This is a genomic window from Pseudomonas sp. Hp2, from assembly GCF_006386585.1.
Classification (GTDB): domain Bacteria; phylum Pseudomonadota; class Gammaproteobacteria; order Xanthomonadales; family Xanthomonadaceae; genus Pseudomonas_S; species Pseudomonas_S boreopolis.
On sequence record NZ_VAHJ01000002.1, the window covers coordinates 798,519 to 819,511 of the forward strand.

A 20,993-nucleotide genomic window follows, 5' to 3' on the forward strand; every position below is an offset into this window, starting at 1 on the left:
CAGTGGCTTTCGAGCAGATGGCGCAAAGGCCGGTTGAACGCATGAACCACGATTGCGGACGGGTTTCGCGCAAGTCGCTGGGTCCCCGCCTGCGCGGGGACGACGGTATTGCCATTGTCGTGCAGTGCGAGCCGCACTGATGGACGCCGCCACCCAAATGGTGATCGACGGCCAGCAGGCCTTCGCGATGATCGGTACGGTGCTGTGGACCATGCTGCGCATCGGGGCGCTGCTCGCGGCGATGCCGCTGATCGGCACCCGCGCGGTGCCGGCGCGGATACGCGTGGTGCTCGCGGGCACGCTGGCCATGGCGCTGGCGCCGATCCTGCCGCCGGTCCCGGAGTGGAACGGATTCGACGCGGCCGCGGTGCTGGGCATCGCGCGCGAGCTGGCAATCGGTGCGTCGATGGGTTTCATGCTGCGGCTGATCTTCGAGGCCGGCGCGCTGGCCGGCGAAATGATTTCCCAGAGCATGGGCCTGTCGTTCGCGCAGATGTCGGATCCGCTGCGCGGCGTCACCTCGGGCGTGGTGTCGCAGTGGTTCTACATCGGCTTCGGCCTGTTGTTCTTCGCCGCCAACGGCCACCTGGCCTTGGTGGCGCTGCTGGTGGACAGCTACAAGGCGTTGCCGATCGGCACCGCGCTGCACGACGTGCATGCCTTCGCCGAGGTCGCGCCCACTTTCTTCCTGCACGTGCTGCGCGGCGGGCTCACGCTGGCGCTGCCGATGATCGTGGCGATGCTGGCGGTCAACCTGGCCTTCGGCGCGCTGTCGCGGGCCGCGCCCGCACTGAACCCGATCCAGCTCGGCCTGCCGGTCTCGCTGCTGCTGGGACTGTTCCTGCTGGCGATGCTGGCCGGCGAGATGTCCGCGCCGGTACAGCGCATGTTCGACGCCGCCTTCGATGCGGCGCGCCAGCTCGGCGGCTGACGCCAGCCCAGGCCCCCTGCGGGAGGGACTCCGGTCCCGACGGGGCCGCCCGCGAACGGCGGCCAAGGATTTCCGTTGGGACCGAAGGCCGATACCGCGCCTGGCCGCTGGCATGACCATCCGGGCAGCGCCGGCAACTCCCGCCGGGGACTGGAGCGCTCCCCGGGAAGCGACCGCCCTGTCGCCCCGACCTGCGGCCGCCGCGCTCAAGTCCGCTCGAACGCGGCCGCTACCGCCAGGGCACTTCTGCTCTTTCCTCCCGGGCCTTACATGCAGGGCAGCTACAACGAATGGCTGGTGGCGATCTCGCTCGCCGTAGCCGTCCTGGCCTCCTATACCGCGTTGGACATGGCCGGCCGGGTTTCGGCCACGCGCGGCCGGGCGGCCGGCTGGTGGCTGGCCGGCGGCGCGCTGGCGATGGGTTTCGGGGTCTGGTCGATGCATTTCATCGGCATGCTCGCCTTCAGCCTGCCGGTCCCGCTCGGATACGACCTGGGGCTCACCCTGTACTCGATGGTGGTCTCGGTGCTCGCCTCGGCCTTCGCGCTCTGGCTGGTGTCGCGCCGCGAACTGCCCTACCCGCGGCTGGCGGCCGGCGCCCTGCTGATGGGGCTGGGCATCGCCGCGATGCATTACCTGGGCATGGCCGCGATGCGGATGCAGCCCGGCATCGACTACCACCCTGGCTGGTTCGCGCTGTCGCTGGCGATCGCGATCGCCGCCTCGGCCGCGGCGCTGTGGATCGCGTTCCGCCTGCGCAGCGGGCACCGCCGCTACGTGGTGCAGCCGCTGGCGGCGCTGGTGATGGGCCTGGCGATCGTCGGCATGCACTACACCGGCATGGCCGCGGCCCGGTTCCCGCCCGAAAGCATCTGCGGCGCCGCGCGCGACGGCGGCATGCCGGTGCAGTGGCTGGCGGTGCTGGTGGTCGTGGTGACGCTGGGCGTGACCGCGATGGCGCTGGGCGTGTCGGTGCTCGACCGTCACTTCCAGCAGCGCACGGAACTGCTGGCCAGCTCGCTTGCCGCCGCCAACCGGGAGCTGGAACAGGCCGCGCTGCACGACTCGCTGACCCGGTTGCCCAACCGGCTGCTGCTGCAGGACCGGATCCAGCAGGGGTTGGAGCGGGCGCAGCGACGGCGCCGCCGGTTCGCGGTGATGTTCCTGGACCTGGACGGCTTCAAGGCGATCAACGACGCCTACGGGCACCAGGCCGGCGATGCCCTGCTGGTCGCGGTGGCCAGCCGGCTCGGCACGCTGCTGCGGAGCGAGGACACCCTCGCCCGGCTCGGCGGCGACGAGTTCGTGCTGGCATTGCCGGTGGACGAACCGGAGGACGCCGCCGCCCTGGCCGAGCGGGTCGTGGCCGCGCTCGTGGCGCCGTTCAAGTCCAACGACATCGAGTTGCGGGTCTCGACCAGCATCGGCATCGCGATCTATCCCGAGGACGGCACGCACGACCACGTGCTGATCGCCAATGCGGATGCGGCGATGTACCACGCCAAGGCGACCGGCCGGAACGGCTATGCGTTCTTCGAGCCGTCGATGAACCGCAGCGCCCACGAGAAGATGCTGCTGGTGCGCGACCTGCCGCTGGCGCTGGAGCGGCGCCAGTTCGTGCTCCATTACCAGCCCAAGTACGGCGCGCACGGCCGCGACGTGGTCGGCGCGGAGGCGCTGATGCGCTGGCAGCATCCGGAACGCGGCCTGATCATGCCGGACCGTTTCATCCCGGTGGCCGAGCGGATCGGCCTGATCGTGCCGATCGGCGAATGGGCGCTGGAGGAGGCCTGCCGCCAGATGCGCGAGTGGCGCGAGGCCGGTCGCGGCGACTGGAACGTGGCCGTGAACCTGTCGCCAGTGCAACTGGCCTCCCCGGGCCTGGTCGCCTGCGTCGGCCAGGCCCTGGCCAGGCACGGCATCGACCCGGCCCGGCTGACCCTGGAGATCACCGAGAGCGCCGCCATGCGCGACGCCGACGCCAGCCTGGAAGTGCTCAAGGCCCTGCACGAACTCGGCGTCAACATCGCCATCGACGACTTCGGCACCGGCTACTCCAACCTGATGTACCTCAAGCGCCTGCCGGCCTGCGAGCTGAAGATCGACCGCATGTTCGTGCAGGGCCTGCAACAGGAGGGCGAGGACCGGGCGATCGTGGCGGCGATCGTCGGCCTGGCGCGCACGCTCAACATGAAGGTGGTGGCCGAAGGCGTGGAGACCGAACTGCAGCGGCACCACCTGCGCGACCTGGGCTGCGACCAGTTGCAGGGCTACCTGATGAGCCGGCCGCTCGAGCCGCGTAGTTTCATTGCTGCCGCGAGCCTTTAGGCTCGGGATTCGGGATTCGGGATTCGGGATTCGGGATTCGGGATTCGGGAAAGCCTCCTTGCCTGGGTTTGGCTGTCAAGCGATCCGAGGCCCTTCTTGCCGCTTTCTTGTTCTTTCGTGGGAGGGACTTCAGTCCCGACGGAGGGCCTGTAAAGCCCTGTCGGGACTGAAGTCCCTCCCACAACGGGATTCCCTCCGAAGCAGGCTCGTCGCCTTTCCGAGTCCCGGTCCCAGTCCCCAAACCCGGGGCCCGCCCCCGAAGGAATAGAACTTGCATCGCCCCGCGGGAGCCCCTCCCCCGCAACGCGATGGCCGAGAACGAAGACGGCGCCGAACGCACCGAACAGCCTACCGAGAAACGCCTGCGCGAGGCCCGCGAGCAAGGCAACATCCCGCGCTCGCGCGAGCTGGCGACTGCCGCGGTGTTCACCGCCGGCGTGTTCGCGCTGATGGCGATGTCCGGCAGCCTGGCGTCGGGCGCGCGCGGCTGGATGAAGGCCGCGCTGAGCCCGGACCCGGGCCTGCGCGACAACCCGTCCAAGCTGCTGGGCCATTTCGGCGAGCTGCTCGTGCAGTTGCTGTGGGTGACGGCGCCGCTGGTCCTGGTCTGCCTGCTGGCGGGATTGGCCGGGCCGCTGTTGATGGGCGGACTGCGGTTTTCGGGCAAGGCGCTGGCGCCGGACCCCAACAAGCTCAACCCGCTGGCCGGCCTCAAGCGCCTGTACGGCGCGGAGAGCATCGGCGAGCTGGTCAAGTCGCTGTTGCGCGTGCTGTTCGTCGGCACCGCCACCGGCCTGTGCATCTGGCATGGCCTGCACGACCTGCGCACCCTGCTGAACGCGCCGCTGGAACGCGCGATCGTCGATGGCCTGGGCTTCACCCTGCGGCTGCTGATGTACGCCGCGCTCGCGCTCGGGCTGCTCGCCGCGCTGGACGCGCCTTACCAGAAGTGGAACTGGCTGCGCCGGCTGAAGATGACCCGCGAGGAGGTCAAGCGCGAGATCAAGGAAAGCGAGGGCAGCCCGGAGGTCAAGAGCCGGATCCGGCAGATGCAGCAGCAACTGGCGCAGCGCCGGATGATCGAGGCGGTGCCCAAGGCCGACGTGGTGCTGGTCAACCCCACCCACTACGCGGTGGCGCTGCAGTACGAGGGAGAGCGGATGCGCGCGCCGATCGTGGTCGCCAAGGGCGTGGACGAGGTCGCCCAGCGCATCCGCGAGGTCGGCGAGCAGCACCGGGTCGCGATCGTGTCGGCACCGCCTTTGGCACGCGCCTTGTATCGGGAAGCGCAACTCGGCAAGGAAATCCCCGTGAGACTGTATTCGGCCGTCGCCCAGGTGCTGTCCTACGTCTACCAGCTGCGCGCCTGGCGGCGCGGTCCGATGCCGCAGCTGCCCGCGATCGAACTCGACGAGTTCGCCGGCACGGACGGCCGCGCATGAGCGCGCAGGCCTCGCCGGTGAACGCCCGCAAGCTGCTGGACATGGTCCGGCACGGCCTGGGCGCGCCGCTCATCGTGCTGGCGATGCTGGCGATGGTGGTGGTGCCGCTGGCCGCGCCGGTGCTGGACGCGCTGTTCACCTTCAACATCGCGATCTCGCTGATGGTGCTGCTGGCGGTGGTGTACGTGAAGCGGCCGCTGGACTTCACGATCTTCCCGATCGTGCTGCTGATGACCACGATGCTGCGGCTGGCGCTGAACGTGGCCTCCACCCGCGTGATCCTGCTCAACGGCCAGAACGGCCACGACGCGGCCGGCAAGGTGATCGCCGCGTTCGGCGAGTTCGTGATCGGCGGCAACTACGCGGTCGGCATCGTGGTGTTCGCGATCCTGACCATCATCAATTTCGTGGTCATCACCAAGGGCGCCGGGCGCGTGTCGGAGGTGACCGCGCGCTTCATCCTCGACGCCATGCCCGGCAAGCAGATGGCGATCGACGCCGACCTCAACGCCGGCCTGCTCACCCGCGAGGAAGCCAAGGCCCGCCGCGAGGAGGTGCGCGAGGAAGCCGACTTCTACGGCGCGATGGACGGCGCCAGCAAGTTCATCCGCGGCGATGCCATCGCCGGCATCCTGATCCTGTTCATCAACCTGCTCGGCGGCCTGGCGGTGGGCGTGCTCCAGCACGGCATGCCGTTCGGCGAGGCGGCCTCGACCTATACCCTGCTGTCGATCGGCGACGGCCTAGTGGCGCAGCTGCCGGCGCTGCTGGTGTCCTCGGCGGTGGCGATGCTGGTCACGCGCGCCTCGCGCGCGCAGGACATGAGCCAGGCGATGGTCGGCCAGGTGTTCGGGCAGCACAAGGCACTGGCGATCGCCGCGGCGATCCTCGGCCTGGTCGGGCTGGTGCCGGGCATGCCGAACGTCGCCTTTTTGACGTTGGGCCTGCTGCTCGGTTTCGTGGCGTGGCGGTTGTGGAAGCGCGACGCCGGAACTCCGTCGCCGGGTACGGGCGCCGCGCCGGGCAAACCGGGCGATCCCAAGCTGCCCGGCGCCGCGCCCGCGCCCTCGCCGGAACTGAGCTGGGACGAACTGCGCCCGATCGACCCGCTCGGCCTGGAAGTCGGCTACCGGCTGATCCCGCTGGTGGACAAGAACCAGGGCGGCGAACTGATGGCGCGCATCAAGGGCGTGCGACGCAAGCTCACCCAGGACATCGGCTTCCTGATCCCGCCGGTGCACATCCGCGACAACCTGGAACTGACCGCCACGTCGTACCGCCTGCTGATCCACGGCGTGCCGGTGGCGACCGCCGAGGTGCACCCCGACCGCGAACTGGCGCTGGACCCGGGCGGCGCGCTCGGCAAGCTCGACGGCATCAAGGGCAAGGATCCCGCGTTCGGGCTCGACGCCACCTGGATCCAGCCCGGCCAGCGCGCCCAGGCCGAGGCCATGGGCTATACCGTGGTCGATCCCGCCACGGTGATCGCCACCCACCTCTCGCACCTGATCCGCGAGCACGCGCCCGAGCTGCTCGGCCACGAGGAAGTGCAGCAACTGCTCGCCCAGCTCGGCAAGAGCGCACCCAAGCTGGTCGAGGACCTCACCCCCAAGGCGCTGCCGCTCGCCGTCGTGGTGCGGGTGCTGCAGAACCTGCTGGTCGAGCGCATCCCCATCCGCCAGCTGCGCAAGATCGTCGAGGCGCTGGTCGAGCACGCCCCGCATGGCCAGGACCCGGCCATGCTGACCGCCGCGGTGCGCACTTCGCTGGGCCGTTTCATCGTCCAGGAGATCGCCGGCATGTCGCCGGAGCTGCCGGTGTTCACCCTCGCCCCGCAATTGGAACGGGTCTTGCAGGAGTCCGCCCAGGGCGGCGGCAACGTCGCCCTCGAACCCGGCCTCGCCGAGCGCCTGCACCAGAGCCTGGCCGACTGCGTCGGCAAGCAGGAGGCCCGCAACGAGCCGGCGGTGGTGCTGGTCCCCGGCCAGGTCCGCGCCGCGCTGGCGCGCCTGGTCCGGCACAGCGTCCCGCAGCTGTCGGTGCTGGCCTACAGCGAGGTGCCGGAGGACAAGCGGCTGAAGCTGGTGGGGACGATCAGTTAGAGGCCGGGATTGGGGATTCGGGATTGGGGATTCGCAAGAGCGGGTTCCCGCGAGTGGAGAGAACAGGAATGAAAGTGTCCAGAACTTCGACCAGGAAACGCCAAGCTCCGCCCGCTTTTGTGAATCCCCAATCCCGAATCCCCAGTCCCGCTGCTCCTGCCAATCCCGAATCCCGAATCTCCCATCCCGGCTCCCCATGAAGATCAAACGCTTCGTCGCCCCCGACATGCGCACGGCCTTCCGCATGGTGCGCGAAGAGCACGGCCCGGACGCGGTGATCCTGTCCAACCGGCGCACCGAGGAAGGCATCGAGATCGTCGCCGCCAGCAACTACGACGAGGAGCTGGTGCAGCGCGCCCTGGACAACGTGCGCCAGCCGCCGGCGCGCGCCGCCGCGGCGGGCATCGCCGAATCCGCGCCGGCGCGCACGCCGGCCGACGAGATGATCGCCGCGCTCGCCCAGCGCCAGCAGCCCGGGCGTGGCGCGGCCGCCGCGCCGCGCGAACGCGGCGTGCCGGTCGCGGAGAAGCCCGCGGCCCGCGCGAAGGCCGCTTCCGGCCGCGCCCCGGCGCAGTTGCCCGAAGAGATCTTCGCCACGTTCGTGCAGCCCGCGCCGGACGCTCCCGAGCTGCCGGCGTTGCCGCCGATCGCCGCGCCCCGGCCGCTGCCGCCGGCCGAACCGGCCGCGGGCGCGCCTTCCCTCGCGCCCGCGCCGTTGCCCAAGCCGCAGGACGACGCCGAACTGCGGCAGCTGCGCGAGGAACTGGCGCTGATGCGGCAGATGATCGAGCGCGAGATGAACCGGCTCACCGACGAGCGCCTGCGCGGCTCGCCGGTGCGCGCCCAGGCGCTGGAACTGCTCGACGACTACGGCTTCGACGCCGGCATCACCCGCGACGTCGCCATGCAGATCCCGGCCGACACCGAACTGCACAAGGGCCGCGGCCTGATGCTCGGCCTGCTGTCCAAGCGCCTGCCGATCGCCCCGGTCGATCCGCTCGAGATCGGCGGCGTGATCGCGCTGGTCGGCCCCACCGGCGCCGGCAAGACCACCACCATCGCCAAGCTCGCCGCGCGCTTCGTCGCCCAGCACGCCCCGCGCGACGTCGCCCTGGTCACCACCGACACCCTGCGCGTCGGCGGGCGCGAGCAGTTGCACGGCTACGGCCGCCAGCTCGGCATCGCCGTGCACGAGGCCGACAGCGACCAGGGCCTTATGGCCCTGCTGGAACGCCTGCGCGACTACAAGCTGGTGCTGATCGACACCGCCGGCATGGGCCAGCGCGACCGTGCCCTGGCGGCGCAGTTGAACTGGCTGCGCGCCGCACGCCAGGTCACCTCGCTGCTGGTGCTGCCGGCCAACGCCCACTTCTCGGACCTGGACGAGGTGGCGCGCCGCTTCGCCGGAGCCCGGCCCCAGGGCGTGGTGCTGACCAAGCTGGACGAGACCGGGCGGCTCGGCAGCGCCCTGTCCGTGGTGGTCGACCACCAGTTGCCGATCACCTGGATCACCGACGGCCAGCGCGTCCCCGACGACCTGCACCGGGCCAACGCCGCCAGCCTCGTACTTCGCCTTGAAGATTTGCGGCGCGCTGCCGATAAGCCCTGTACTCCGGAGCACACCCATGCCGTCGCGTGAATACGCCCAGCTGACCAACGCCTACCCGTTGTCCACGACCCGTGCCGAGCCGCTGGGCCCGGTGCGGAGCATCGCCGTGACCGGCGGCAAGGGCGGCGTCGGCAAGACCAACCTCTCGGCCAACCTGGCCGTGGCGCTGGCCGACATGGGCCGGCGCACGCTGCTGCTGGATGCCGACCTGGGCCTGGCCAACATCGACGTGATCCTCGGCCTGCAGCCCAAGCTGACCCTGGCCGACCTGGTCGCGGGGCGCTGCTCGCTGGAAGACGTGATCCTCACCGGCCCGGGCGGCGTGCTGGTGGTGCCGGCCGCGTCCGGCCGCCGCCACATGGCCGAGCTGGCCCAGGCCGAGCACATCGGCCTGGTCAACGTGTTCTCCGAGCTGGAACGCGACCTGGACGTGATGGTGATCGACACCGCCGCTGGCATCACCGACAGCGTGCTCACCTTCTGCCAGGCCGCGCAGGACACGGTGGTCGTGGTCTGTGACGAGCCGGCCTCGATCACCGATGCCTACGCGCTGATCAAGGTGCTCTCGCGCGAGCGCGGCGTGGACCGCCTGCAGATCGTCGCCAACATGGTGCGCGACCCGAACGAAGGCCGGCTGCTGTACGACAAGCTCGCGCGGGTCTGCGAGAAGTTCCTCGGCGACGTCTCGCTCAACTACCTCGGCCACGTGCCCCAGGACGACTGGCTGCGGTTGGCGGTGCAGCGCCAGCAACCGGTGACCAAGCTCTACCCGGGCAGCCCGTCGGCGCAGGCGATCGCCGAGATCGCGCGCCGCACCTCGCGCTGGCAGGCCCCGACTGCGGCGCGCGGCAACGTCGAGTTCTTCCTCGAGCGCATCATCCAGCAACGCAACGGGGTGGCGGCATGAACGCCGCCGCCCAGTACAAGGCGGTGCAGCGCGCCGGCAGCGCCGACAACGTCTACCAGCACGCCGACCTGGTGCGCCGCATCGCCCACCACCTCGCCGCGCGGTTGCCGGCCAGCGTGGAGATCGACGACCTGATCCAGGCCGGCATGATCGGCCTGATCGAGGCCTCGCGCTCGTACGACGCCGACCAGGGCGCCTCCTTCGAGACCTACGCCTCCATCCGCATCCGCGGCGCGATGATCGACGAGATCCGGCGCGGCGACTGGGTGCCGCGCTCGGTCCACCGCCGCGCCCGCGACGCCGCCGCCACGATCCGCAGGATCGAGCAGGAAACCGGCCGCGCCGCCTCCGCCACGGAGGTCGCCGCGGCGATGGACATGCCGCTGCCGGACTACCTGCGCCTGATGGAGGATGCCGCGCGCGGCCAGGTGCTGAGCCTGGAATCGCGGATCGAGGACCACGGCGAGCTCGATACCACGGCCAAGGGCGGCCCGACCCCGCAACAGATGGTGGAGCGCGGCGAGTTCGGCCGCGAACTGTCCAAGGCCATCTCCCAATTGCCCGAGCGCGAGCAGCTGGTGCTGTCGCTCTATTACGAGCAGGAGCTCAACCTGAAGGAGATCGGCGCCGTCCTCGGCGTGAGCGAATCGCGCGTATGCCAGATCCACGGCCAGGCGATGGTGCGCCTGCGCGGTCGCCTGAAGGTCTTCGAGTTGGCCGATACCGGCGTGGACGATGAAGAGTGAGGTCGCCACCGGGGACTCGGGAAAGCAGGGATATCGGCGCTTCTGGTTTTCCACGCCCCCGGTCCCAGGCCCGCGTCCCGGCCAAGATTTCCGTTTCCCTAGGAGTACCCCGTGAACAAGAACATGCGAATCCTGATCGTGGACGACTTCTCGACGATGCGGCGCATCGTCAAGAACCTGCTCGGCGATCTGGGTTTCACCAATACCGCGGAAGCCGAGGACGGCAATGCCGCGCTGTCCGCGCTGCGCTCGGGGCCGTTCGATTTCGTCATCACCGACTGGAACATGCCGGGCATGACCGGCATCGAACTGCTCAAGACCATCCGCGCCGATCCCAAGCTCAAGGCCCTGCCGGTGCTGATGGTCACCGCCGAGGCCAAGCGCGAGCAGATCATCGAGGCCGCCCAGAGCGGCGTGAACGGCTACATCATCAAGCCGTTCACCGCGCAGACCCTGGAAGAGAAGCTCGGCAAGATCTTCGAGCGGCTGGCGGCCACCGCATGATGGAGAGCGCGATCGAAACCAACGCCGAGCGCGCCGCGCTGATCGAGCGCCTGCACCATGCCCTGGACGCCCTCGAGGGCGGCGACGAGGCCGGCTGGCGCCGGGAAATCGACGCGCTGGCCGCCTGGCGCACGCGCCCGATGATCCAGGGCCTGAGCCGGCTCGCGCGCGAGCTCGGGCAGGCGCTGGGCGAACTGCCGAGCCTGCCTGAGGAAGCCGGCCAGCTGGACGATGCCTGCGCGCGCCTGGACCACGTGGTGCAGATGACCGAACAGGCCAGCCATCGCACCCTGGACCTGGCCGAGGAATGCCGCACGCTCGCCGACCAGCTGCAGGCCGGCGGCCTGGGCGCCGACCAGCAGGCGATCCTGGAGAAGATCCGCCACAACCTCACCGAGATGGCGCTCACCCAGAGCTACCAGGACCTGACCGGCCAGATCATCCGCCGCGTAGCGGGAATCGTGCGGCGCGTGCACGAAGGCTTCGGTGCGCTCGGCCTGCCGCCCAAGGACGGCAAGCCCGACGCGGCGCTGTCCGGTCCCGCGCTGAAGGGGCTGGACCACCACGCCGTCTCGCAGGACGACGCCGACGACCTGCTGTCCGGGCTGGGGCTGTAGGAGCCTTGCACGTGAGCATGAGGCGTCCCGAAACGACCGCCATTCCCGCGAGAACGGGAATCCCGGGACGTTGCAATGGGGCAAACCCTGCGAATGGCAGGTCCACGTCGGTGGATTCCCGCCTCACCAGCCATCCGGCTGCTGGAAAGCACTTCGCGGAAATGACGACCAAGGCCTTGCCGACGGTTCCAGGGAGCGAGCGGTCATGAGCGCCGTTCCCGACGACATCGTCGCCGACTTCATCATCGAGGCCCAGGAGATCCTGGACCGCCTCGGCGAGCAGTTGGTCTCGCTGGAACAGGCGCCGGAGGACGCGACCCAGCTCAATGCGGTGTTCCGCGGCTTCCACACGCTCAAGGGCGGCGCGGGCTTCCTCGGCGTGCAGCCGATGGTCGAACTGTGCCACGCGGCCGAGGAAACCCTGGGCCGCGCGCGTTCCGGGCAGGCGACGCTCGCCCCCCATCACTTCGATGCCGCGCAGCAGTCGCTGGACCACCTGCAGGCGATGCTCGATGCGCTGTCCGCCGGGCGGGAACCGGAGCAGGTGCCGGCGGCGTTGATCGCCCAGTTCGATGCCGGGAGCGAGCCACCGCCGGCGACGGGATCCGGCAAGGCGCAGGCCAGCCCCCCCCAGCCTGCAGCGTCCCACGACGATGGCCTGATCGGCGAGGACGAGTTCGAGTCCCTGCTCGACGAACTGCACGGCCGCGCCGCGCCCGGCACAAAGCCGCTGGCTGCGGCCGTTCCGGCCCCCGGGACCCGGGCATCGGCGCCCGTCGCCAAGCCGGCCGCCGAAGCCGAACACACCGTCCGCGTCGACACCAAGCGCCTGGACGCGATCGTCAACCTGATCGGCGAGCTGGTGCTGGCGCGCAATCGCCTGAAGACGCTGCGCGCGCGCATCCGCGACGAGGAGCTCGACCGCGCCGTCAGCACCCTCGACATCGCCACCGCGCGCCTGCAGTCGGCGGTGATGCGCACGCGCATGCAGCCGGTCGGCAAGGTGTTCTCGCGCTTTCCCAAGGTCGCGCGCGACGTCGCCCGCTCGCTGCGCAAGGAGGTCGAGCTGGAACTGGTCGGCGCCGAGACCGAGCTGGACCGCAACCTGGTCGAAGCCCTGGCCGATCCGCTGGTGCACCTGGTCCGCAACGCGATCGACCACGGCGTGGAGGACCCGGACCTGCGCGAGGCCAGCGGCAAGCCGCGCAGCGGCCGCGTGCGCCTGTCGGCCCAGCAGGAAGGCGACTACGTCAGCATCGAGATCCAGGACGACGGCGCCGGCATCGATCCGGAACGGCTGCGCGAGAAGGCGCGCGAGAAGGGCCTGATCGACCACGAGGCGGCCGCGCGCCTGAGTGTGGACGAATGCCTGCACCTGATCTTCCTGCCGGGCTTCTCGACCAAGACCGAAGTCACCGACATCTCCGGGCGCGGCGTCGGCATGGACGTGGTGCAGTCGCGCATCCGCGAGCTGAGCGGCACCATCCAGATCCAGTCGGAACTCGGCCGCGGCACCCGCTTCATGATCCGCGTGCCGCTGACCCTGGCGATCCTGCCGACCCTGCTGGTGCAGGCCGGCGAGGACGTCTACGCGCTGCCGCTGGCGCGCGTCGTGGAGGTGCTGCACGCGCCGCAGACCTCGCTGGGATGGTTCGACGGCCGCGCCGTGCTCGACCGCCGCTCGCATACCTTGCCGCTGGTGGACCTGCGCCGCTGGCTGTCGCTGGATCCGCGCCCCACCCCGCTGTTGACCGTGGTCTTGCTGCAGGCCGGCGATACCCGGTTCGGCCTGGTCGTGGACCAGGTCCGCGGCCGCGAGGAAGTGGTGATCAAGCCTTTGCCGCGCGTGCTGCGCGGCCTGCCCGGCTATGCCGGCGCCACCCTGATCGGCGACGGCCGCATGGCGCTGATCCTCGACGTGGACGGGCTGCGCGCCAGCGACGGTTGAGCGGCCACCGCGATTGCGGGCCCGTTGGTTCCCCGGCGCTCACAACGGCTGGAACGAGCCCCGGTCCTGCAGGAACGTCAAACGGTTGACCCGGTCGACGAAACCGCGGATGTCCGCCGCCTGCCTGTGCGACATCGGCCCCGCCACCAGGAACCGGATCGTGTCGTCCTGCAGCGTCGGCGCCCCGCGCCGCAGCCCGGGCACCAGTTCCTCCGCGCATTCCTGGAATACCGCGCGCCACCGCTCGACCGGCACCTTGTCCAGCAGCACGACCAGCGGTTCATCGGGCCGGGCCTTGCCATGGACCGGGACCTCGAACCCGATGACATGAACGAAATGACGCAGTGGCATGCCGCGAAGATAGCGCTGGCCGTCGCCCGATCCGCCAACGCCCGCTTCACGCGGCTTCACGCCGCTTTGTGACCGATTCCCCCGGCGAAGCGCTATGAAGCGCTATCAAGTCCCCCGCACCCGCGCCGATACCGCTTGCATGGACAAGCTCAGTCTCACCGGTATCGTGCTGGCGCTGATCGCCGTGGTCGGCGGCAGCGTCCTGAAGGGCGCGGGCCTGGCCTCGCTGTGGTCGCCCGCCGCCTTCCTGATCGTCATCGTCGGCACGCTCGCGGCGATCCTGCTGCACACCTCGCCGGCGATCTTCCGCCGCGCCTTCCGGATCGTCGGTTGGGTGTTCAACCCGCCGGCCAGCCAGCGCGAGGCGCTGCTCGCGCAGATCCTGGAATGGAGCAACATCGCGCGCCGCCAGGGCCTGCTCGGCCTGGAAAGCCAGCTCGACGGCCAGGACGACGCCTTCCTGCGCAAGGGCCTGCAGATGCTGGTCGACGGCGTGGAACCGGAAACCATGCGCCACATGCTGGAGATCGAAGTGTCCAACCAGGAGCGGCAGGACCTCGCCGCGGCGAAGGTGTTCGAAGGCATGGGCATCTATGCGCCCACGCTCGGCATCATCGGCGCCGTGCTCGGCCTGATCGCGGTCATGAAGAACCTGGCCGACCCGTCCAAGCTCGGCCACGGCATCGCCGCCGCCTTCACCGCCACCATCTACGGCATCGCCTCGGCCAACCTGCTGTTCCTGCCGGTCGCGGCCAAGCTCAAGAGCGTGATCCACCACGCCAGCAACGAGCGCGAGATGGTCATCGAGGGCCTGATCGCGATCGCGCACGGCGAGAACCCGCGCAACATCGAGGCCAAGCTGGCCGGTTTCCTGCACTGATGGCCCGCCGCAAGCACCACGAAGAGCACCACAACCACGAGGCATGGGCGATCCCGTACGCGGACCTGCTGACGCTGCTGCTCGCCTTCTTCGTGGTGATGTACGCGATCTCCTCGATCAACGAGGGCAAGTACCGCGTGATGGCCGACGCGCTGACCGCCGCGTTCGGCGGCGCCCCGCGCACCATCAACCCGGTGCAGGTCGGCAACCACCAGCTGCAGGGGTCCGACTGGGACCGGCCCTCGCCGATCAAGTCCGGCGCCAAGGAAGGGCCGACCGCGCCGTCGCCGGCGCCCGACCCCACCCTGCTGCCGTCGATGGCTTCGCAGATGCGCATGCCGGTGTCGCTGCGCGACCAGGACCGGCTGGCGCGCGCGCAGCGGCAGATGGACCAGGTCGCCCGGCAACTCACCCGCGCGCTGGCCCCGCTGGTCGACGCCCGGCTGATCACCGTGCGCCGCCACGACCTGTGGATCGAGGTGGAGATCCACAGCGACATCCTGTTCGCGACCGGCTCGGCCCTGCTCGACCGCAATGCCCGCGACACCCTGGCCAAGCTCGCCACGGTCCTGCGCGAGGCGCCCAACGGCGTGCGCGTGGAGGGCTATACCGACAACCAGCCGATCGCCACCGCGCAGTTCCCGTCCAACTGGGAGCTGTCCACGGCACGGGCCGCCAGCGTGGTGCACCTGTTCGTCGACGAGGGCATCGCGCCGCAGCGGCTGGCGATGGTCGGCTATGGAGAATTCCGCCCGCGTGCCGATAACGCCAGCGAGGCCGGTCGCAACGCGAACCGGCGGGTGGTGCTGATCATCCTCGCCGACTCCGACGCCAGCCTCGCCCCGGAACTGACGCCGCCGTTGCAGGCGACGTCGCCGGACTCCACCAAGGCAACCGAATCGCAAACCGCCGGGGTCGTTCCCGGCAACCGCGGCGTCAAGAGCGTTCCCGCGGTCATCGAAGGAGTGAACTGATGCGCATCTGGGCGATCGCCAACCAGAAGGGCGGCGTGGGCAAGACCACCACGACGCTGGCCCTGGGCCGCGGCCTGGCCGCGCTCGGACACCGCGTGCTGCTGGTCGACCTGGACCCGCACTCCTCGCTGACCCGTGCCTTCGGCGTGCCGGCCGAGCCGCCGCCGCGTGGCGTGCTCGACCTGTTCGGCACCCCGCCCGCCGACCTGTCCACGCTGCTGCGCGAAAGCGACATCCCGGGCCTGGCCTACGTCTGCGCGCAACCCGCCCTGGCCACGCTGGAGCGGCGCAGCGCCAACCAGCCCGGCCTCGGCCTGGCCCTGCAGAACGCCCTGGCACGGCACGGCCGTGCGCACGACTACATCCTGCTCGATTGCCCGCCGACGCTCGGCCTGCTGATGATCAACGCGCTGGCCGCGGCCGACCACCTGGTGATCCCCACCCAGGCGGAGCCGTTGGCGCTGCACGGCCTGGCCGGCATGGTGCGCACCGCCGACATGGTGCAGCGCTCGCGCCGGCGCGAGCTTCCGCTGTCGATCCTGCCGACCCTGTTCGACCGCCGCACCCGCGCCGGCCACGAGTCGCTCAAGGAGATGCAGGCCCGCTACGGCGAGCGCGTGTGGGAAGACGCGATCCCGGTCGACACCCGCATCAGCAACGTCGACCTGCTGACCGCGCCGGCCAGCACCGACGACTATCCGGGCCGCGGCCTGGCCGCGTACCGCCGCGCGCTCGAGTGGATGCTCGCCAACGACGCCGCGCGCATGGAGCAGGCCGCGTGAACGGCACCGAGGTGCTCGACGAATACCTGGACGGCCTGCTGCAGGCGGTGGCCTGCAGTGCCGCGCAGGCGCCCCCGGCGGCCGCATCCGCGACCGGCGAGGTGCCTGCCGCCGCGTGCGGAGACCCCACGCTCGCCGCGGGCCCGGACGCGTCCGCCGCAACGATCGCCGACGACGTGATCGCCGAGATGATGGCCGACCCGGCTTTCGCCGCCGAAGCCCCCGCACCCGCGGATGTCGGCGCGGACGTGATCGCGGAGATGCTGGCCGATCCCGCCTTCGCCGATGCACCGGCCGATCGGGCCAAGGCCCCGGTCGCCGGGGTGGCGAGCGCTCCGGCACTCGTCGATCCCATGGCCGCCGACCTGATCGCGGAAATGGAGAACGACCCCGCGTTCGCGCCCGCCAAGCCCGCCGCCCTCGAAAGCGCGCCCGCGCGCAGCAAGGCCGCCACGAACCCGCCGGCGATGTCCAAGTCCCGGCTGCCGGCCCGGTCGGCAGCGGGGCAGCCCGCCCGGCTGCCGCCGCACATCCAGGCCCTGTTCCGCCCCGACGACGCGGACCGCGCGCAGGTCCCGCCGCAGCCCGCCGAACGCAGCTCGCGCTGGCTGCGGCTGCGCTGCGGGGAACAGGCCTATGCGCTGGAACTGCTGAAGGTGCAGGAAGTGGTATTGCCGACCCCGCTGTTGCGCCTGCGCGGCACTTCGCGCTCGATGCTCGGGATCATGAACCTGCGCGGGCTGGTGGTGCCCGTGCTCGACCTCGGCCTGTACCTGGGCTCGCAGCCGGTCGCGGCCGATCCCGATACCCGCGTGGTGGTCCTGGAGGAACAGGGCGAGACGATGGGCCTGCGGGTCTCGGCCGTGGAGGACGTCACCACCCTGACCGACCAGCAGATCGAGCCGCCGGACAACACCCGCCTGTGCAAGATCTCCAACCAGTTCTTCCGCGGCGTGGCACGCCTCGGCCAGCGCCCTGTGATCCTGCTGGATGCCTCGCAGCTGTTGCAGTGACGCCGGGCCCCGGGGCCACGCCCCCGGCCCGCTTCGCACATCGACATTCCCCCTCAAGCTTGGCCGCTTCCTGCCGATACCGCCTGGGCAATCGTCTTTCCGGAGCACCGATGAGCACAGTGTCACTGGGCGAGGATCTCGGCATCGAGACCAGCGCCGACCTCAAGCAGAAGCTCGCGCCCTACCTCGCCGAGGCGGGACAGCTGATGCTCGATGCCGGCCAGGTCCGCCGCATCCATACCGCCAGCGTGCAGGTGCTGTGCGCCTTCGTCGACAGCCGCCGCAAGGCGGGGTTGCGGACCGGCTTCGATGGCTGCAACGACATCTTCAAGGACGCGGTGCGCCTGCTCGGCGTGGCCCACACGCTCGGCCTGCCCGCATCCAACGACAACCTGAAATCTGTGGAGAACGCCGCATGAGCGCACGTATCCTGGTGGTGGACGATTCGGCGTCGATGCGCCAGATGGTGTCCTTCGCCCTCACCTCGGCCGGTTTCGCGGTCGAAGAAGCCGAGGACGGCGCGATCGCCCTCGGCCGCGCCAAGGGCGAGAAGTTCAACGCGGTGGTCACCGACGTCAACATGCCCAACATGGACGGCATCGCGCTGATCCGCGAGCTGCGCCAGTTGCCGGACTACAAGTTCACCCCGCTGCTGATGCTGACCACCGAGTCGGCCGCCGAGAAGAAGTCCGAAGGCAAGGCCGCCGGCGCCACCGGCTGGCTGGTCAAGCCGTTCAATCCCGAGCAACTGGTCGCCACCGTCCAGAAGGTGCTGGGCTAGGGCCCGCCACGCCCCGATACCCGCCGTCGACTCCCACGATCCGGATTCCGCGCCATGAGCATGGACCTGCAACGCTTCCACGCCACCTTCTTCGAGGAAAGCCGCGAAGGGCTGGACGCGATGGAGGCCGGCCTGCTGTCGCTCGAAGGCGGCACCACCGATCCGGAGACCATCAACTCGGTGTTCCGCGCCGCGCACTCGATCAAGGGCGGCGCCGCCACGTTCGGCTTCGAGTCGATCGCCGGGCTGACGCACGTGCTGGAAACGCTGCTCGACGAGCTGCGCGCCGGCAAGCGCGCGCTGGAAGCCGCCGCGATCGACGCCATGCTGGGCTCGGTCGACGTGCTGCGCGCGCTGCTGCGCGAGGCCGAGCACGACCAGCCGGCCGACCCGACCGCGGTGCGGGCGGTACTGGAGCGCCTCGACGCCGTGCTGTCCGGCGCCGCCACGCCTGCCCCGCCGGCCGCCGCGAAGGAAGAAGCGCCGGAGGCCTGGCACATCGGCTTCACGCCGGCGCCATCGCTGTTCATGAGCGGCAACGACCCGCTGCGCATCATCCGCGAACTCGAAAGCCTCGGCCCGCTGCAGGTCGCCGCGCGCCTGGAACGCCTGCCCGGCTTCGAGCAGATCGACCCGCTGGAGGCCTACATCGCCTGGGACCTCGGCCTGCTCGGCAAGGTCCCGCGCAGCAAGATCGAGGACACCTTCGCCTGGGTGGTCGACGATTGCGAGCTGGACATCCGTCCGATGGACCCGCCGTCGGCGGTCGAAGCCACGCCCGTGGCGGAACCGGCCGCCGCCGCGCCCGCCCCCGCCCTTGCCGCCGTCCCAGCCTCTCCCGCTGCCCCGGCCGCGGCCGGCAGCGCGCAGGAAGCGGAAACCTCCATCCGGGTCAGCGTCGACAAGGTCGACGCGCTAATCAACCTGGTCGGCGAACTGGTCATCACCCAGGCCATGCTCAAGCAGGTCTCCAGCGGCCTGGATCCCGCCGTCGCCGAGCGCCTGGTCGCCGGCCTGGAACTGCTCGAACGCAACACCCGCGACATCCAGGAAGCCGTCATCAGCGTGCGCATGCTGCCGGTGGACGCGGTGTTCCGGCGTTTCCCGCGCCTGGTCCGCGACCTGTCCACGCGCCTGGGCAAGCAGGTGCGCCTGCGCACCATCGGCGAAGGCACCGAGCTGGACAAGGGACTGATCGAGAAGATCGCCGACCCGCTGGTGCACCTGGTGCGCAACTCGATCGACCACGGCCTGGAGCTGCCGGACGCGCGCCGCGCCGCCGGCAAGGACGAGACCGGCACCATCACGCTGGCGGCCTCCCACCAGGGCGGCCACATCGTCATCGAGGTCAGCGACGACGGCCGCGGCCTCAACCGCGAGAAGATCCTGGCCAAGGCGCGCGAGCGCGGCCTGGCCGTGCCCGAGAACCCCACCGACGCGCAGGTCTGGGACCTGATCTTCGCCCCGGGCTTCTCCACCGCCGATGCCGTCACCGACCTGTCCGGCCGCGGCGTCGGCATGGACGTGGTCCGTCGCAACATCCAGGCGCTGGGCGGCGAGGTGCAGATCGAAAGCAATGCCGGCCTCGGCACCCGCACCCTGATCCGGCTGCCGCTGACCCTGGCCATCCTCGACGGCATGATCGTCTCGGTCGCCGGCGAAACCTTGATCCTGCCGCTCGCCTACGTGCTGGAGGCCTTGCAGCCGCAGGCCGCCGACGTGCGCACCATGGCCGGCGAAGGCCGCGTCCTGCGCGTGCGCGGCGAGTACCTGCCGATCCTTTCGCTCAGCGACTACTACGGCTACGACGGTCGGCAAGGCGGCGAGCCGCTGGTCGTCGTGGTCGAGGGCGACGGCCAGAAGATCGCGCTGGAGGTGGACGAACTGGTCGGCCAGCAGCAGGTGGTGGTCAAGAACATCGAGAACAACTACCGACGCATCGCCGGCGTGTCCGGCGCGACCATCCTCGGCGACGGCCGCGTCGCGCTGATCGCGGACATCGGCGGCCTGGTGCGCTCGCTGCGGGTACCGCAGGCCGCGTAGCGCGCAGCCTCGGCTCCGCGTCCGCGGAGCGGCGCCCAGCCGCGACGACATCCTGCCGGCAAGGCCGCGCCCGCGCGGTACGACCTTCCGCCCGGCCGCATCGCCATGCCTTCCCCCGCGATTCGCCGCCTTTGGCGAGGCACGGCCCGATGACTTGACGTCCTCTGCGGGCGCGATCGCAGGCCACGATGCCTCCGGCACTGCATCGCTGCACCTGCCGGATCGATCCCCGGCCATCGTTTGCCCCCTGGCTTCACATGGCCTTGCCAAAGGTGAATTCAGCAATCTGTGCGCTCAGTTACAAAGCCGTGACATGACGCTCAACCTTTCTTGCTTGGCGCCGATCAGGCCGTGACCCGGACGAGGACCGTGCAGGGAGGGATGGGCGATGGCCGTCATGCGGTACGTCTTTGCGCCACGCCTGGCGCCGTGGTTCGGAATCGCATTGCTGGCGCTCTGGCTCGGTTGGCTGGTCCCGGCCTTCCGGACCCTGCTGGCTCCCGTCCGCGCGCAGGAGGATGCGGCCGCCATCGTGGCGCGCCTGCAAGCCCACAGCCCCGCCGCGCGCGACCTCGCAAGAGCCACCGTCTTCCTGGCACGTTCGGGCGAATGCCGCTGCCGCGCCGACACCGGCGTGTCCCGCCTGCAGGCCGCGCTGCTCCGGTCCGTTCCGGCGCTCGACCTGGGCACCGCTTCCAGCGACATCGGCTATCCGGTCCTGGTGCTCGCGCCGCCGGCCCGGCTGGTCTATGCCGGCCCTGCCCTCGTGGATATCGGTTGCGGCGCGCCGATCGCGCTGGACACGCTGTTGCCTGCCCTGCTCTCCCGGCCCGGGCGGGCGCTGATCGTTCCTCCAACCTGCCAATGTCACAAGGAGCCATGACATGCGGTCCAGCCACCCAGCAGCCAGACCTGCCAACGACGAATCGCTTCCGTACCTGCGGCAATTGGCGGTCAGCGCCGATCGCCTGTTCCTGGGCCTGGGCGGGCTGCTGGTGTTTGCCAGCCTGGTCGCGGCCGCCTGGCTGGGCCAGT

General features: G+C 70.4%; 19 protein-coding genes. 18 read left to right on the forward strand and 1 reads right to left on the reverse strand.

Annotated features, from left to right (window positions below; all coding sequences use genetic code 11):
* Positions 1–139: 139 nt before the first annotated feature.
* From fliR to FD678_RS08840, 10 genes are all read left to right on the forward strand, one after another.
* Positions 140–931: a flagellar biosynthetic protein FliR gene (gene fliR, locus FD678_RS08795; RefSeq protein WP_140721497.1), complete on the forward strand. Its 792-nt coding sequence runs from the start codon at positions 140–142 to the stop codon at positions 929–931.
* A 270-nt stretch (positions 932–1,201) separates the two neighbouring features.
* Positions 1,202–3,259, forward strand: a complete 2,058-nt coding sequence (locus FD678_RS08800; protein ID WP_140721500.1) for a putative bifunctional diguanylate cyclase/phosphodiesterase — start codon at positions 1,202–1,204, stop codon at positions 3,257–3,259.
* Positions 3,260–3,567: 308 nt separating this feature from the next.
* Positions 3,568–4,701 (forward strand): flagellar biosynthesis protein FlhB, encoded by a 1,134-nt coding sequence (gene flhB / locus FD678_RS08805; RefSeq protein ID WP_140721503.1) that lies wholly within the window; start codon positions 3,568–3,570, stop codon positions 4,699–4,701.
* Positions 4,698–6,803, forward strand: a complete 2,106-nt coding sequence (gene flhA, locus FD678_RS08810) for a flagellar biosynthesis protein FlhA (RefSeq protein WP_140721507.1) — start codon at positions 4,698–4,700, stop codon at positions 6,801–6,803. The genes flhB and flhA overlap by 4 nt, the downstream gene beginning before the upstream one ends.
* Before the next feature lie 196 nt (positions 6,804–6,999).
* Positions 7,000–8,442 carry a flagellar biosynthesis protein FlhF gene (gene flhF, locus FD678_RS08815; RefSeq protein ID WP_140721510.1) on the forward strand — a complete coding sequence of 481 codons (1,443 nt, stop codon included), beginning with the start codon at positions 7,000–7,002 and terminating at the stop codon, positions 8,440–8,442.
* A gap of 52 nt (positions 8,443–8,494) precedes the next feature.
* On the forward strand, positions 8,495–9,319 hold the full coding sequence (locus tag FD678_RS08820; protein WP_256661897.1) for a P-loop NTPase: 825 nt from the start codon (positions 8,495–8,497) through the stop codon (positions 9,317–9,319).
* A complete protein-coding gene (locus tag FD678_RS08825; protein WP_140721516.1) occupies positions 9,316–10,065 on the forward strand; it encodes an RNA polymerase sigma factor FliA in 750 nt (249 codons plus the stop codon). Before FD678_RS08820 ends, FD678_RS08825 begins: the two co-directional genes overlap by 4 nt.
* Before the next feature lie 123 nt (positions 10,066–10,188).
* The gene (gene cheY / locus FD678_RS08830; protein WP_140721977.1) at positions 10,189–10,569 is read left to right on the forward strand and encodes a chemotaxis response regulator CheY; all 381 of its coding nucleotides are present in this window, start codon (positions 10,189–10,191) and stop codon (positions 10,567–10,569) included.
* The gene (locus tag FD678_RS08835; protein WP_218569586.1) at positions 10,566–11,186 is read left to right on the forward strand and encodes a protein phosphatase CheZ; all 621 of its coding nucleotides are present in this window, start codon (positions 10,566–10,568) and stop codon (positions 11,184–11,186) included. Before cheY ends, FD678_RS08835 begins: the two co-directional genes overlap by 4 nt.
* Positions 11,187–11,391: 205 nt before the next feature.
* The gene (locus FD678_RS08840; RefSeq protein ID WP_140721519.1) at positions 11,392–13,134 is read left to right on the forward strand and encodes a chemotaxis protein CheA; all 1,743 of its coding nucleotides are present in this window, start codon (positions 11,392–11,394) and stop codon (positions 13,132–13,134) included.
* 39 nt (positions 13,135–13,173) lie between these two features.
* Here FD678_RS08840 and FD678_RS08845 read toward each other — a convergent pair whose 3' ends face one another.
* Positions 13,174–13,545, reverse strand: a complete 372-nt coding sequence (locus FD678_RS08845; RefSeq protein WP_140721522.1) for a hypothetical protein — start codon at positions 13,543–13,545, stop codon at positions 13,174–13,176.
* Between the two features lie 79 nt (positions 13,546–13,624).
* Between FD678_RS08845 and FD678_RS08850 the strand changes: the two genes are divergently transcribed.
* From FD678_RS08850 to FD678_RS08885, 8 genes are all read left to right on the forward strand, one after another.
* Positions 13,625–14,365 (forward strand): flagellar motor protein, encoded by a 741-nt coding sequence (locus FD678_RS08850; RefSeq protein ID WP_140721525.1) that lies wholly within the window; start codon positions 13,625–13,627, stop codon positions 14,363–14,365.
* The gene (gene motD / locus FD678_RS08855) at positions 14,365–15,339 is read left to right on the forward strand and encodes a flagellar motor protein MotD (protein WP_218569587.1); all 975 of its coding nucleotides are present in this window, start codon (positions 14,365–14,367) and stop codon (positions 15,337–15,339) included. Before FD678_RS08850 ends, motD begins: the two co-directional genes overlap by 1 nt.
* On the forward strand, positions 15,339–16,121 hold the full coding sequence (locus FD678_RS08860) for a ParA family protein (protein WP_140721528.1): 783 nt from the start codon (positions 15,339–15,341) through the stop codon (positions 16,119–16,121). The genes motD and FD678_RS08860 overlap by 1 nt, the downstream gene beginning before the upstream one ends.
* The gene (locus FD678_RS08865) at positions 16,118–17,134 is read left to right on the forward strand and encodes a chemotaxis protein CheW (protein ID WP_218569588.1); all 1,017 of its coding nucleotides are present in this window, start codon (positions 16,118–16,120) and stop codon (positions 17,132–17,134) included. The genes FD678_RS08860 and FD678_RS08865 overlap by 4 nt, the downstream gene beginning before the upstream one ends.
* Positions 17,135–17,244: 110 nt before the next feature.
* Entirely contained in the window at positions 17,245–17,553 is a 309-nt protein-coding gene (locus FD678_RS08870) for an STAS domain-containing protein (protein WP_140721531.1), read from the forward strand.
* Positions 17,550–17,915 (forward strand): response regulator, encoded by a 366-nt coding sequence (locus tag FD678_RS08875; protein WP_140721534.1) that lies wholly within the window; start codon positions 17,550–17,552, stop codon positions 17,913–17,915. The genes FD678_RS08870 and FD678_RS08875 overlap by 4 nt, the downstream gene beginning before the upstream one ends.
* A gap of 54 nt (positions 17,916–17,969) precedes the next feature.
* Entirely contained in the window at positions 17,970–19,958 is a 1,989-nt protein-coding gene (locus FD678_RS08880) for a chemotaxis protein CheA (RefSeq protein ID WP_140721538.1), read from the forward strand.
* A gap of 388 nt (positions 19,959–20,346) precedes the next feature.
* Complete coding sequence (locus FD678_RS08885) at positions 20,347–20,841, forward strand: hypothetical protein (RefSeq protein WP_140721541.1); 495 nt, start codon at positions 20,347–20,349, stop codon at positions 20,839–20,841.
* Positions 20,842–20,993: the final 152 nt, after the last annotated feature.